The organism is Vagococcus fluvialis, assembly GCF_003337315.1.
In the GTDB taxonomy this organism is placed as follows: domain Bacteria; phylum Bacillota; class Bacilli; order Lactobacillales; family Vagococcaceae; genus Vagococcus; species Vagococcus fluvialis.
In genome coordinates this window covers 33,657-47,598 of sequence record NZ_QPJV01000003.1, presented here as the reverse complement: position 1 = coordinate 47,598, position 13,942 = coordinate 33,657, and the positions used below count along the sequence as shown (strand labels likewise).

Below are 13,942 nucleotides of genomic sequence, written 5' to 3'. Positions count from 1 at the left end.
AAGGAGAATTAGATGGAAATATTATTTTTAATTGTATTGATTTTATTTAGCACTAAACTGGCAGGTCACTTAGCAACCAAAATAGGGCAACCTGCTGTACTCGGAAAACTATTAGTTAGTATTTTAATTGGCCCTGCTATTTTAGGTTGGGTTCAAGACTCTACCATTATTCAACAATTTTCAAATATCGGTGTCCTATTATTAATGTTTTTAGCAGGACTAGAAACAGATGCAGAACAACTAAAGAAAAATTGGAAACCATCACTTGCAGTCGCTGTGCTTGGAATCATCCTTCCATTTGCTAGTGCTTTTGGAGTAGGTAAAATATTTGATTTTTCAACAGCTGAGTCACTCTTTTTTGGTGTTTTATTCTCAGCCACTTCTGTCAGCATCACTGTTCAAGTCCTAAAAGAAATGGATGTTATGACAACAAGAGAGTCAACAACGATTCTTGGAGCAGCTGTTGTTGATGATATTTTAGTTGTAACACTATTGGCATTTATTATGTCATTCTTAGGAAACGACACATCTAGCGTTTCAGTACCTATGTTACTTCTTAAAAAGACCATTTTCTTTGTAGTAGCCATTATTTTAGGAATTTACGTCGTTCCGTTCTTCTTAAAACTATTTTCAAAATTTAACGTAACTGTACCTACAACAGCTGGTGCCTTAATTATCGCTTTTGGCTTTGCCTATTTTGGTGAAAAACTTGGTATGGCAGGTATTATTGGAACTTTCTTAGCGGGTCTATTCATTTCAACAACAGAGTTCCAACATGAAGTTGAACATTCTGTTGAACCAATTGCTAATGGCTTTTTTGTTCCTTTCTTCTATATTAGTGTTGGGTTAAGTGTGTCATTTGATGGCGTACTGTCACAGCTTTGGTTCTTAGTAATTTGTACAGTGGTCGCTGTTTTATCTAAACTATTCGGTGGTTACCTAGGTGCTAAGGCTACAGGGTTTGATAACAATCAATCATTTGCTATCGGTTCTGGTATGGTTTCACGTGGTGAGGTTGCTTTGATTATCGCAGCGACAGGACTTAGTTCTCAACTTCTTTCTGAAGAGTACTATACCACTGTTATCATTTCTGTCATTCTAACAACTCTGATTGCACCTCCTATGCTCAAATACTTCTTTACAAAAGTTAAGAATAACGCCTAAAAAATAAAGTTTAGCTTATATAAGCTAAACTTTATTTCATTTCTAACATATTTTATTTTCAAACCTTTTATAGTAATACTAAAGAAAATAAATCATTTAAATTGATTATACCAATTTACTTTTATATAATAAAAAAAAGACGAACGTTTGTTATTTAAAATGAATTATCGTCTTACTATATTATTATATAAAAGGAGCTAGTTATTTGAAAAAAACTGTCTTAATTACTAAAAGTAGTCAAGGTCTTGGCCCCAAGATAGCTGAAACTCTTGTCAGTAAAGGCCGTAATGTTATTATTCAGTATAATTATAAACAAGAACAAGCAAATGCATTGGTTGAAAAATTAGGGAATCACAAGGCAATTGCTGTTCAGGCTAATCCTGAAAAATCAAAAGATGTAGATATTTTAATTAAATTAGCCACTAAACACTTTGGGCAAATAGATGCGGTTATCACTAATAATTTAATAACAAGCGAGAACAAAATTTTGTTATCTGAAGATTTAATAGCTATCGATCTTGTTACCAAGCAATTGATGAAACAATTCATTCAACAACAAGGAATCAGAGCAAACAGTATTTCAAGTAACTTGACAGAGGAATGTTTAATCAAATCTACAACTACTAGGCAAAACATTACAGATATTGTTGCATTTCTTATTTCTGATCACGCTATTAATATCACTGGTAAAAATATCAATATAAAGGAGTCATAGAAATGGAAATATGCAATCTCTTTTGAAAATTATTCAGAGATTGCATATTTTTGTTTATAAGTCAGAAAGAACAAAAAAAGCCACTAGCTCATAGCTAGTGGCTTAAAAAGGAGTTGTTTTATCTACTTTGGAGGAGTAAATAAAATGAAAAAGTTTGTTAGGGTTGTTTTGTTGGTATACATATATAATAGCTACTAAATAAGAAGAAAAAAATAACCAAGTGTCTCTTTTCTATGAAGAAACCTTTAAGATAATATTAAGAGAGATAAAATAACGCTAAACTCACAACACGTAAGACTCGATTCTTTTATTAGAAGTCATAAACGTTGAAAGAAAAACAAAAATTAAAGAAAATATCAGAACAAAAATCAATAGTAGCGTATCACCGTGAAAAGTATTAACATCTTCTGACACAATACCAATTTGAATCGTTTTAATAACAGCTTCATAGAATATTTTAGTTCCTATTAAACTGCCAATGGCTAATGAGAAAATTGAAAAAAGTAATACTTGGCACGCATTAAATAACCTTAAAAACAGAAGTGATTCTCCTAGTAAAAACATGATTTTAAACTCATTTTTTTGCGCAACAAAAAACTGGGAGAAACTTCTTTTTATGTTGGCTATTGTTAATAAAAGTAATGCTATAAAAAGCAACAGTGCTGCAAATTTAAATATAGTCATTGCCATCAGAGGGGCAGCATTCATCTGGATTTCAATTAAATCCGTTTCTTTATCAATAGATTCTGCCATATTTTTCTGTAGGTGACTAAAAAATGCATACACATTAAAACTAAAAAAAGCTATTGCCGAGATTAAAATAGACAATAAAAAAGTAGATAATATCCCTTTAGTACGAATAACGTTTTTAAAACTATTAATAAGTAAATAATAACCTTTGATTAGCATAATTTTTTCCTTCCAAGTTAAATAGATTGCCTATCATTATAGATAAGCAACCTATAGGTGATTAACTAAACGATTAAATTAGTCGTTCTTATGATTGTCTCCACTTCTGTCCTTTGCATTAGGCTCTGTTAAAGGTGACAATGGTTTTTCAGGATCATCGTTAACCAATGGAACTTCTGGATCTTTTATTTCTGGGTCAACTAATGGTGAAATAGAGCCTTCCTTTTCATCTGGTTCTTCTTTATCCGGACTCTGAAATTCTTTAAATTTTCCACCATCTAAATTTGAGCCAATAGTATTTCTAAACTCTTTATTTTCTATTTTTTTATCGTCTTTTTTACTCATCTCTCATTGTCCTTTCTACTTTTTAACTAAATAATTCCAATAATTGTTCCTTTTTACGTTTTAAGGTGCTGTCCTGTTTAACTTCCTTAACGTCTTCTTTGTCATCACCCATTAACCATTTTTTCAGAAAATGAGTAGCTGTTGCTAGAATCAACACATTAACTAATGTATTTTTATTCTTCATTACTTCCATCTCCTATCTATTAATATTGTCTTTTTGTACTATTATTCATGATTAGTGAAGTCACTACGACTAACAAAATTGCTCCAATAATGGATGGAAAAATGGCGATATCTGCAAATTTTGGTCCCCATTCTCCAAATAGTGATTGACCTATCCATGAACCTACTAGACCAGCAATTAGATTTCCAATCCATCCACCTACTGGAAAATCTCTTGAGGTAAACGCTCCTGCAATTGCCCCAATAATAATACCTACTATAATAGTTGCGATTAAATGCATGTTCTGTTTCCCCTTTCTATTAAAAACAGCACTGACAAGTCATATCATGTAGTGGCGTTTTTATTTATATATAAATCATAAGTTATTTTATTTTTATTAACAAGCGTTTACAGAATATGTAATAAATCGTTATTTTTATAAATTATTTTTGAAATATAGTTATTTAAGTGTTACAAAAATTACAGTGGTCTAGTTGTGATTTTATTTAGTTATCTTATATTTTTAAGTTTTTGTTTATTTTAAATGCTCATAACACCTTAGCTTTTAGGCTCTTATCAGGTATTCTATTTTCTATTTTTCTGTTATAAAACATAATTATTTACGTTATTAAATTCCAATAAAAAAGAACCATAATGAATTACGGTTCTTTTTAATATTACAATTCGTTTGATTAAAGTAGGTTTTTAGGTTGGTTAAATTTTCTTTATCCCATCACAAAAGTAGATATCAGCGCCAAAATAGCTAATCCACCTTGAGTGACTATTATTTTCTTATCACTTGTTAAACTGCCATAAAGAGCAACCAAAATAATATACACTAATAACAACCTACTGATTTCTAAAGTCGCAGTTGAAAAAAATACACTGTATAACAATCCGATTCCCAGTAACCCATTATAGATTCCCTGATTTTTGAAAAGTGTTTTAACAGAATTTCTATTTAATTCATCGGTACTCATATTAAAAATTCGACTAGTTGTACTTGAAGTTGTTGCGAAAGTTTCTAAATACATAATGTAAAAAAATTCAACAGCAACTAAAACAATTAAACCTATTGATATGGTAGACATTTGATTTCTCCTTTAATTACTTAAATTCTGTAATTTTATCAGCAGAAAGTCTAACTGATTCATAGCCAGCTTCTTTTCCTTTACCAATCGAAACAATCATCACTGGAACATAACGCTCTTTATCTAAACCAAATGCTTCGGCTAATTGATCCTCTTCAAATCCTCCAATTGGATTCGTTTCATAACCATGAGCTCGTGCCACTAACATAAATTGCATAGCTACTAGACTCGTATCAATTTTTATTACATCATTCATTTTTGATTCAGAAAAGCTTTCATAATAAGGGATGATGGCAGCAAGTTGTTCATCTCTAACTTCTTTAGGCATTTTACCTTCAGCCACAGCTTGATCATAGATTTCTTCGCCTAATTCATAACATTTCATGTCACCAAAGAATAATACCATAGCTGATGATGTGTCATTTTGTAGTTGATTAAAACGAATCAATGGTTTCAATTTGCTTTTTTCTTCTTCGCTCTCAACAACAATAAAACGCCATGGTTGTAGATTAACTGATGATGGTGCTGTTGTTGCTTCTTGAATCATCTCTAACATTTCTTCATGAGATATTTTGTAAGTTTCATCATAATGACGGACTGATTTTCTCCCAAAAGTAATATCTGAAAAATCATTGTTGGTAAATTTTTTTGACATATTTATTCCTCTTTCATTTAACTAATTTTGTTAATAATTCTAATAGTGTTTGCTCTTCTTTTTCTGTTAAGGAAAACTCTAACTTTTTTTCTTCTTTATGTTTAACTTCACAGGAATTCAAATCCTCTAAGGCATTTTTTGTGATATTAACAATAACTTCCCGATTGTTTTCTTTATTTCGCTCACGTATCACATAAGCTTTTTCTTCTAATACTTTTAAATGCCTAGTGACAGCTGCACTATCAATCTTTAGCTTTTCTTGAATGAGCGACTGAGAACAAGGTGCATTTTCTTTTAAAATTTGCATTAATTCATAACGCGTAATACTAAAACCAGTTTTCTCTTCAAATTTAGTAGTCATTTCTTGATTGGCTAACTTCAATTGATACAATAATTTACTCGTCTCTCGTAAGTTCATTTCTTTCTCCTTATAAATTGATTAATCAATAGTTGACTAGTCAACTATAAAACAAAATTAATTTTAAAGGAAGTAATTTGCTCAAAATAAAAAACACCATCTTTAATGATGATGTTTTTCTAAAACAAGTTCTGCAAATTGACCATATTTTTTAACTTCGATTAAATCAAATAATTGTTTGCCTTCTTTTTGAGTAAACAAAGGAATACCTTCGCCAAGTAAAACTGGTGCTAATTGAAGATACATTTTATCAATCAGCTGCTTGTCTAATAATGGTGCAATCAGTGAGTTTCCACTCACAATCCAAATATTTTTCTCTTTTGAAATATTTGATACAAAATCAACTATATCTGCTGAAACAAATTCAAAAAGTGCTGTATTCTCTTTGCTCTTATGAGTAAACACATAATTTTGAGTTTTACCGTAAAATTTTTCTAGATCAGGCATCTCTTTAATATCATCATAGGTTCTACGCCCCATAATCAAGATATCCATCTCACTATAAAATTCATCGTAACTCGTTTCCTCAACAGAACCAATTTCATGCAACCAATCAATCTGATGATTTTTATCAGCTAAAAAACCATCTAAAGTAGTACAACCGTAAAAGAAAATTGCCATTAGAATCACTCCTAGTCAATTAAAATCTTAATTAAAAATCTTCGGTCCTTTTCGCATGTTCTTGCGGTCATTCTTTGGGTCTGCCATTTTTTTAGTCGCTTTGCCACCTGATTGTTTCTTTTTAATGATTTCCATCATTTTTGCTTTGTTATCCATATTTTTCACCCACTTTTAACTTTTTTTATTATACATGATTTTGTGGAAATAAAAAGAGATTGTCTGACAATCTCTTACACCACTTCTCCATTGAATATCGTAGCTACGACTTCTGTTTCTAAAATTTCTTCTTCTGTAACTTCTAACAGATTTTTAGAAATTATCGTAAAATCTGCTTTTTTTCCAACTGCTATTGTTCCTATGTCATCACGACTTAGAGCTTTAGCTGCGCCTTTTGTGTGAGCGTATAAAGCTTCACCTATTGAAATCACTTCTTTTGGCATTAATCGCTCACTTGGCACACCTGATTTTTCTCGTCTTGCTACTGCGTAATAGAGAGATTCAATCGGCGTCACATCTACAACAACAGGTGTATCTGTTCCAAAAGCTAAAGTTCCTCCAACTTTTAAAAAGGAATTAAAAGGAAACATCTCTGCAGCTCGCATGCTCCCAACTTCCTCATCTAAAGTATCATAGCCTACTAACAAATGGCTTGGCTGAACGGAAATCACTAGCTGTTCTTGACTAACTAATGATAAATCCTGACTATCCATGACTTCCAAATGTTCTAAAGTATTGTATTTTCCTTGTGGTAATGGAAATTTAGTTAAACTTTCTTTGTAATAAGTCAGGGCCTCATGAATCGCTCTATCACCAATCGTGTGAATTCTAATTGGCCAACCTTCAGCATTAGCTTTTAAAATAAACTCCCGCATCGTTTCACTTGGAATCAAAGGACTGCCAACATCTCCCTCAAAATAAGGTGTTTCATATTCTTCTTTTAAAAAGGCTGTATGAATACTTGTCACACCATCAAAAAATTGTTTCACACCACCCATTTGAAGTTTATCTGAATTGTAAGTTGCATAAGTTTCACTTAATTTAGAAATGTCTTCTCGCATAGCCGGATAGAAACTTGTTCTAACAGTAGCTTCATCCTCAACAGCTTCATAAAGCTCTGGATACACTAAATCATCCTCACACTCGCCAGTTAAAGCCACATCCCCAACACTTGTGATACCCATTTTATTTAAGTGTTTCATATAATCTAAGTAATAATCATTACTTTTTTCCTTAAAACTTTCTAGAACTTGAGACAAACAATTAATAGCAATCGCCTCTAAAAAACAACCTGTTAATTCACCAGACTCATCAACCATTGCTTCACCACTTAAGTCAGTAGGAATATTATCAGATGTTATTCCAAGTTCTGCCAAACCTTTTGAATTAAGCCAAATACTGTGTGCATCTCCAGAAATCAGCAACACCGGTACATCTTTATACTCAACATCTAAAGAGTGCTTACTCGGATAAACATTTTGACCAAAATCACTACTAAACCAGCCAATGCCTATTTTCCAACCATTTGTTGTTGGCACATCTTTCACACCAGCTACAAATTCAGCTTCCGTAACGCCTGTCAGATGAGTTAGGCACCCACTATGGATTAAAGCTGATAAATAAAAATGAACGTGGGCATCAATAAAGCCCGGTATAATCATCTGCTCCGAATAATCCAAAATAGACATATTTTCAGGTATTTCTGACAACTTACCAATGCTTTCAATCATGCCATTATTGATTTGAATAAAACCTGGATAAGTTGTTTTAGTTTCTGTATCAAATATATGATTTGAACGTAAAATGACTGACATTATAATCCCATCTTCCATGCAAGGAAAAGATCATTGTACATCTCAACAGTTTCTTTTCCTAAGTATTCGTAATGCTCCATCCCTTCAATCATCTCAAGACTTGGGTAGAATGACTGATCCTCAGTTAATTCCTTAGGTAGCATCTCTTTTGCCTTTTCATTAGGTGTGGCATAACCTACGTATTCAGCGTTTTGCTTCGCATTTTCTGGACGTAACATAAAATTAATAAAGGCATAGGCACCTTCAAAGTTTTGAGCTGTTTTAGGAATAGCAAAGTTATCTGTCCAAATCACACTGCCATCTTCTGGAATCACGTATTTAACATCTGGATTTTCACCCATTACAAAAGCCGCATCTCCAGAATAACCAATGCCAATAGGTGCATCATTATTAATCATTAAAGTCTTGATTTCATCTGTTAAAACAGCCTTCACATTAGATCTTAAACCTTCCATATACGTGACACTCTCACTAACTTTTTCAGAAGATTTTTCATTTAATGATTGATTAGTTGACTGCAAAGCAAGTCCAATACTTTCACGAGCTCCATCAACCATTAAAATATCATTTTCAAATTCTGGCTTCCATAAATCAGACCACTTTGTAATGTGGTTAGCCTGTTCATTTGTTTGATTCACCATGATACCAAAAGTTCCCCAAAAATAAGGTACTGTAAACTGATTACCTGGATCAAATTTATTATCTAATAAATAACTAGAAATATTTTCTAAACCAATAATTTTACTATGATCAAGTGGCAATAGTAGATTCTCTTCTAACATCTTAGGCACTGCACTCTCACTTGGAAATACCAAGTCATAACGCGTCCCACCCTGCATGAGTTTTGACTGCATGGCCTCATTAGAATCAAAAGTACTATAGATAACATGATAGCCCGACTCTTTTTCAAAAGCTTTCATTAATTCCGGATCAATATATTCGCCCCAGTTAAAAATCACTAGTGTGTTATTACTAGACGTGTCCTTATCTGCAGTTTGCGCATTTAGAACAACTTTTACCCCAAAAAGGATTCCTAAAATTAAAACAATCCCCAACAAAAATACCTGTAACCTTTTCAATTCATCAATTCCCTCTTTCCAAAAAACTTATTTTCTCGATAAGAATAATCAATTTTAACGAAAAAGACAAACAAAAAAGATTGAACTTAAAAGAAAATTCAGCTTTTTTTGACACCTAAATTTGAATTCGCTAAAATGAGAAACAAAGGCGGTGTTTCTATGAAATTAGAAGAACTAAAAATGGCTCATGTAGAAGAATGTATTGATTTGTACATCGATACTTTTTCAAAAGAACCTTGGAATGATGTATTTGAGTCAAAAGATAAGGTACGAGCTTACTACCACAATTTTTTAAAAAGCAATCAATGTATTGGATATGTTGGCTTGATTGATAATAAAATAGAAGTTATGAGTATCGGAATGATTAAACCTTGGATTGAGGGCTTAGAGTATTATATTGATGAGTTTTGTGTTTCCTATAATAGTCAAGGCAAAGGCTATGGTTCACAATTTTTAGAGTTAGTGGACGCAGATATTAAATCACGTGGTATGAATGCTATTATTTTAAATACTAGTCAAGATGTTCCAGCCTATGATTTTTACTTAAAGAATGGCTTTACAGTTGATGAAGAATTACGAATTTTGTATAGATAGATTTTTCAAAATACAGAATAACAAAAAAGCAGAAGTGAGTTTTTCACCTCTGCTTTTCCTTATTTAATTCATATGCATTGGATAAGTTAAGTAATTTGGCGTTTCAAGTTGATCTGCCGTTACAAAACCACTTGGTGCACTTAATAGAGTTGGTATACGATTCACAACAGTTGCACAAGTATGGGCTACTGTATCTGGTTTTTCCAGTGAGAATACCATCCCAGGTTCTCCGATAATTTCCCAATCACACATATCACCATCCGACTCACGGTAAACTTTACCAATACACTCTACCTCAAGTTCAATTCCTTGATAGGTTTGAATCGTTGTAACAGCTGACATCCCAATGGCATCCCCTTTTGAAATAGTTCTACCTAAAGTTTCAGAATAGATATCTTCCTCTAAAGTAAAGGGAACACTTTTTTGTGATATTTCTTTAATTGTCCAATTCATTTTATTACAAATACCTTCTGCTGCATTCCACATATAAGAAGGTAAACTTTCAGCTTGAGCAATTTCAGCTTCAAATTTTTTCAAGTCATAGCCAGCACCATGAGCTTCCGCTAAAGCTAAACCATAATCTTCAACATTGTAACTAACAGCACCTTTAATCTTTTTAATATCATTCATACCAGCCATCATTAAGCTAGGCATATTTATCCAATAAATATCTTGCATACCACTACCAGTAATAGATACATCATTAGCTTTTGCTATTTTGTCTAATTTATTGGTTTCAATAGGAGATGTGTTCCATGGATAGATAGCTTCTTCACAAGTAGTAATAACATTCACACCATTTTCTAAAGCTAAAGCAAAAAACTCATACATTTCTGGCATATAACTAAAGATAGTCACAACAGCAACATCTGCATCACAATTTTCAAAAACCTCTTTGGCATTAGCAGATATTTTCACACCAGTCTTATAACCTAAACCTGCAAAATCGCCAATATCTTTGCCAACAACAGCCGGATTTGTATCAATTGCTCCAACAACTTCTGCACCATGACGAACTAAATATTTAATCATTGTCTCCGCCATTTTCCCACAACCAAATTGAATGACTTTTGTTTTTGCTAACATTTAAATCTCTCCATTTCTTATTGTTATGTTTTTCACAATTATAGTATAATGTCTATAGTTGGTATAGAGTTAAGCAAGCATTTTAAAAAGGAGAGAATTTAAATGAATCAATTAATTAAAATCGGTGAGTTTGCGCAACTTAATAATTTAAGTATTCAAACGTTGCGATATTATGAAAAAATCGGATTAATTTATCCAGTTAAAGTTGATAACCTAACGAATTACCGTTATTACGATTTAATGCAATCTTCTGTTTTAGACATGATCCAATTCTTAAAAAGCTTAGACTTTTCTTTAGAAGACATAAAAGAAATTCTTAATCGACATGATAACTTAGAGTTTTTACAACATACATTAATCGAGCAACAAAGAGAGTTAGAACAAAAACAGCTACAAGTTGAAATGAAGATTAGCCAAATTGAAGCCTTCAGAGAAGCCACTCATATTTATGAAAATAGTCGCACCTCCAACGATATTGAACTCATTAAATTACCTAAAAGAAATATTATTAAATTTAGTATTCCTGATAATATTTATGACATCACAGCTGAAAAATATGAATATCACTTAAGACAATTCAAAAAATATTTAGCTACTAATTTTCCTTTTATTCCTTCTTGTAGCAGAATTGGTTCTGTTATGGATCAATATCAAATAAAAACAGGAAAGCTTGTTTCCAAGGAACTTTTTGTTTTCTTTTCCACTAAGCAAAAAGCTTTATTTAAAGAGAGTAAAATATCAGCCTCCTTAGATTCCTTAATCAGCGGTACCTATGCTGTTGACTACTGTGATGATTTTTCAAAAGAAAGTGAAGCTATTAAAAAATTTAAAGAAAAAATTGATACTAAAAACTTAGAAATTATTGGTGACTATGTTTGCGAAATTATTTATGAAGTTCCTCAATTACATCAAACAAAACGTAGCATGTATATCCGCATGCAAGTCCCAGTTAAACAAAAAAGAGGCCTCTAGACCTCTTTTTTTTATATCCAATTATTGAGTATCACTCATATATTCTCGTTTTAAAATTCCCATAAAATGAATATCATGCCACTGGCCAGAACGGTAGAAAGCCTCACGCATAACGCCTTCTTCTTTAAAACCTAGTTTTTTATATAAAGTAATAGCACGTCTGTTAAAAGAAAAAACTCTTAAGGATAAACGGTGAAAATTAAGCTCATTAAAAGCATAATTTAGTAATAACTCAAAAGCATCTCTTCCAATGCCTTGCCCCCACTTTTCTTTCTCACCAATATCAATAATACACTCCGCCGAACGATCTTTATGATTGATGTCGATTAATGAGATAATCCCTACTGTCTGATTGTCTTCTTTTGTTTCAATCATATAGCTTTTGCCATTTGGTGATTCAGTAATAAATTCAATAAATTTCTCTGTTTCACTCAACGTAAATTGATCTAGCTCAGGACTAGTAGAATACATGACTTCTGTGTCATTACGCCATTTATTATAAATCGGTGCATCAGCTATAGTTACTTTTCTTAATCTAATTCTTTCGTTTTCAAACATCGCTTTTTCTCCTAAACTACGTATTTTTTTACCATCTCAATTAAGGTATCCACTTTTTTTTGAAGAATTTCTTTAGAAGATTGATTTTTGGCTTCACTTAGCATTAAACCATCAACCATAGAAATTAATAAATCTGCAAAAATTACGCTATTTAATGTTTTATTTAGCTCTTTTTTCTTAATTCCTTCCTCTAAAAAAGTCACTAAAACTTCTTGTAACTCTTTTCTTCTGTCAGAAATATAAGGAACTTCTTCAGCTGAAAAACGTAAGAAAAATTCAGATCGTGCACGGACTAGATTTTTATTTGGCTCATTGATTTCTTTAAAAACATCTCTTAACCATTCCTCTAGCCTTTCAAAAACTGACTTGTTTTCATTACCTGACAAAAGAAAAACTTTATCTTTCTGATCATCAAACTTCAACGCCTCTAAAAAAAGCATTTCGATATTATCATAATGAGCGTATAACCCACCTCTTGAAATACCAGCTTCTTCAATAACGTCTTTCATTGTTGCTTCTGTAAAACCTTTTTTAGAAAAAATAATTAAAGCTGATTCTAAAATATGTTGCCGTCTTTTTTCTAAATAATCATCACTGACTCTAGGCATCTAAATCCTCCTTCTATCAAAACGAACATCAATGTCTATTTAAAGATAAATGAAAACATAAAAATTGTCAAAGAAAAATGATTCAAAAGAAAATAAAAAACACTTCCTCAATTTGAGAAAATGTTAATTATAGTCAACAGTTGCATCTATTTCGATTTTGAATTTTGGATTAATTAATTCAGAAATAACAACTAAAGTCATTGCAGGTTTAATATTACCTAAAACTTTTGTAAATACTTCTCTGACACTAGCTAAGTAACTAGCATTTGTAATATAAACAGTCATTTTAAGCAGATTTTCTTTCTGATAGTTTTGCTCTGTTATTGTCTCAAGAATTTTATTTAACACAATTTCTACTTGAACCTCTATCTCTTCAGGAACATCACCTTTAATTTCAGGTGTTTGACCAGAAATAATTAATAGTTTATCTTTGGAAATAACACTATTACTATATATTGCCATATTACCAACTCCCTTTTTAACTAGTTTAGCATAAAAAATAACATCAAAGAAAAGAGGACACTTAATGAGTAAATCAACAACTATTAGTCATATGACATTTATTGTTAAAGATATAGAAAAAAGCGCTCAACTTTTCATTCAACTATTAGGTGCTAAAGAAGTTTATGATAGCCATGCCAAAAACTTCTCTCTATCACATGAAAAATTTTTATTAATTGATGATTTGTGGATTGCCTTAATGGAAGGTGATTCTCTATCTGAAAAACCCTATAACCACATTGCTTTTAAAATTGATGAAGCCGATTTTAACACTTATCTTGAAAAAATTGAAGCTCTTGGATTAGAGATAAAAGATGGCAGGTCACGCATTGCGGCAGAATCTAAATCTATTTACTTTTATGATTATGATAATCATTTATTTGAGCTACATACAGGAACTTTGGAGGAACGCTTGAAGGGATATTGTGAATAATAAAAAGACACCTTCCAAACAAATGGAAGATGCCTTGAAAGTCATGATTATTGTAACTGCGCTCAGCAAAGCTTCGCCCAGTACGATTCTCGTAACTCGAAACCTCGAACGATAATCGCAATTAACGTTTTGAGAACTGACTAGCTTTACGAGCTTTTTTAAGACTTGGTTCTAACAACTTTTATTTTCATAAGTTTCAAAAAGCTTTAACATCAAGCT

General features: G+C 31.8%; 20 protein-coding genes. 5 read left to right on the top strand and 15 right to left on the bottom strand.

The genetic code is table 11. From position 1 onward, the window contains the following. Positions 1 to 12: 12 nt before the first annotated feature. Together DFR54_RS03910 and DFR54_RS03905 are read left to right on the top strand one after the other, a co-directional pair. Positions 13 to 1,164, top strand: a complete 1,152-nt coding sequence (locus DFR54_RS03910; RefSeq protein WP_114288996.1) for a cation:proton antiporter — start codon at positions 13 to 15, stop codon at positions 1,162 to 1,164. A gap of 205 nt (positions 1,165 to 1,369) precedes the next feature. Next, positions 1,370 to 1,879: an SDR family NAD(P)-dependent oxidoreductase gene (locus tag DFR54_RS03905; protein ID WP_170126913.1), complete on the top strand. Its 510-nt coding sequence runs from the start codon at positions 1,370 to 1,372 to the stop codon at positions 1,877 to 1,879. Between the two features lie 282 nt (positions 1,880 to 2,161). On the opposite strand, the gene DFR54_RS03900 is transcribed toward DFR54_RS03905, so the two are convergent. The 11 genes from DFR54_RS03900 to DFR54_RS03860 form a co-directional block, all read right to left on the bottom strand. Further along, a complete protein-coding gene (locus DFR54_RS03900; protein WP_114288994.1) occupies positions 2,162 to 2,788 on the bottom strand; it encodes a hypothetical protein in 627 nt (208 codons plus the stop codon). 78 nt (positions 2,789 to 2,866) lie between these two features. Beyond that, positions 2,867 to 3,133, bottom strand: coding sequence for a hypothetical protein (locus DFR54_RS03895; protein ID WP_114288993.1), 267 nt, complete (start codon positions 3,131 to 3,133; stop codon positions 2,867 to 2,869). Between the two features lie 22 nt (positions 3,134 to 3,155). After that, positions 3,156 to 3,317, bottom strand: coding sequence for a hypothetical protein (locus DFR54_RS13200; protein WP_167800465.1), 162 nt, complete (start codon positions 3,315 to 3,317; stop codon positions 3,156 to 3,158). Positions 3,318 to 3,336: 19 nt separating this feature from the next. Next, the gene (locus DFR54_RS03890) at positions 3,337 to 3,597 is read right to left on the bottom strand and encodes a GlsB/YeaQ/YmgE family stress response membrane protein (RefSeq protein ID WP_086340838.1); all 261 of its coding nucleotides are present in this window, start codon (positions 3,595 to 3,597) and stop codon (positions 3,337 to 3,339) included. Between the two features lie 424 nt (positions 3,598 to 4,021). After that, positions 4,022 to 4,387: a DUF1304 domain-containing protein gene (locus DFR54_RS03885; RefSeq protein ID WP_114288992.1), complete on the bottom strand. Its 366-nt coding sequence runs from the start codon at positions 4,385 to 4,387 to the stop codon at positions 4,022 to 4,024. A 16-nt stretch (positions 4,388 to 4,403) separates the two neighbouring features. Continuing rightward, on the bottom strand, positions 4,404 to 5,042 hold the full coding sequence (locus DFR54_RS03880; protein ID WP_114288991.1) for a nitroreductase family protein: 639 nt from the start codon (positions 5,040 to 5,042) through the stop codon (positions 4,404 to 4,406). 13 nt (positions 5,043 to 5,055) lie between these two features. Beyond that, positions 5,056 to 5,460 (bottom strand): MarR family winged helix-turn-helix transcriptional regulator, encoded by a 405-nt coding sequence (locus DFR54_RS03875; RefSeq protein ID WP_114288990.1) that lies wholly within the window; start codon positions 5,458 to 5,460, stop codon positions 5,056 to 5,058. A 102-nt stretch (positions 5,461 to 5,562) separates the two neighbouring features. Beyond that, entirely contained in the window at positions 5,563 to 6,081 is a 519-nt protein-coding gene (locus tag DFR54_RS03870; RefSeq protein WP_114288989.1) for a dihydrofolate reductase family protein, read from the bottom strand. A gap of 27 nt (positions 6,082 to 6,108) precedes the next feature. Then, positions 6,109 to 6,237 (bottom strand): hypothetical protein, encoded by a 129-nt coding sequence (locus DFR54_RS13445; RefSeq protein ID WP_264477929.1) that lies wholly within the window; start codon positions 6,235 to 6,237, stop codon positions 6,109 to 6,111. Positions 6,238 to 6,311: 74 nt separating this feature from the next. Continuing rightward, a complete protein-coding gene (locus tag DFR54_RS03865; protein WP_114288988.1) occupies positions 6,312 to 7,892 on the bottom strand; it encodes an amidohydrolase in 1,581 nt (526 codons plus the stop codon). Then, positions 7,892 to 8,971, bottom strand: a complete 1,080-nt coding sequence (locus DFR54_RS03860; RefSeq protein ID WP_114288987.1) for an ABC transporter substrate-binding protein — start codon at positions 8,969 to 8,971, stop codon at positions 7,892 to 7,894. Before DFR54_RS03860 ends, DFR54_RS03865 begins: the two co-directional genes overlap by 1 nt. Before the next feature lie 159 nt (positions 8,972 to 9,130). Here DFR54_RS03860 and DFR54_RS03855 point away from each other — a divergent pair, with 159 nt between their 5' ends. After that, entirely contained in the window at positions 9,131 to 9,565 is a 435-nt protein-coding gene (locus DFR54_RS03855) for a GNAT family N-acetyltransferase (RefSeq protein ID WP_114288986.1), read from the top strand. A 63-nt stretch (positions 9,566 to 9,628) separates the two neighbouring features. Here the strand turns inward: DFR54_RS03855 and DFR54_RS03850 are convergent, their stop codons facing one another. Next, entirely contained in the window at positions 9,629 to 10,651 is a 1,023-nt protein-coding gene (locus DFR54_RS03850; protein ID WP_114288985.1) for an NAD(P)H-dependent amine dehydrogenase family protein, read from the bottom strand. 102 nt (positions 10,652 to 10,753) lie between these two features. On the opposite strand from DFR54_RS03850, the gene DFR54_RS03845 reads away from it, so the two are divergent. Beyond that, entirely contained in the window at positions 10,754 to 11,623 is an 870-nt protein-coding gene (locus DFR54_RS03845) for a MerR family transcriptional regulator (protein WP_114288984.1), read from the top strand. Between the two features lie 21 nt (positions 11,624 to 11,644). Here the strand turns inward: DFR54_RS03845 and DFR54_RS03840 are convergent, their stop codons facing one another. The 3 genes from DFR54_RS03840 to DFR54_RS03830 form a co-directional block, all read right to left on the bottom strand. Continuing rightward, entirely contained in the window at positions 11,645 to 12,181 is a 537-nt protein-coding gene (locus DFR54_RS03840) for a GNAT family N-acetyltransferase (RefSeq protein ID WP_114288983.1), read from the bottom strand. An 11-nt stretch (positions 12,182 to 12,192) separates the two neighbouring features. Beyond that, on the bottom strand, positions 12,193 to 12,789 hold the full coding sequence (locus DFR54_RS03835; protein WP_114288982.1) for a TetR/AcrR family transcriptional regulator: 597 nt from the start codon (positions 12,787 to 12,789) through the stop codon (positions 12,193 to 12,195). A 123-nt stretch (positions 12,790 to 12,912) separates the two neighbouring features. Continuing rightward, positions 12,913 to 13,251: a RidA family protein gene (locus DFR54_RS03830; RefSeq protein ID WP_114288981.1), complete on the bottom strand. Its 339-nt coding sequence runs from the start codon at positions 13,249 to 13,251 to the stop codon at positions 12,913 to 12,915. A gap of 64 nt (positions 13,252 to 13,315) precedes the next feature. Here DFR54_RS03830 and fosX point away from each other — a divergent pair, with 64 nt between their 5' ends. Beyond that, a complete protein-coding gene (gene fosX, locus DFR54_RS03825) occupies positions 13,316 to 13,723 on the top strand; it encodes a FosX/FosE/FosI family fosfomycin resistance hydrolase (RefSeq protein WP_114288980.1) in 408 nt (135 codons plus the stop codon). Positions 13,724 to 13,942 lie beyond the last annotated feature (219 nt).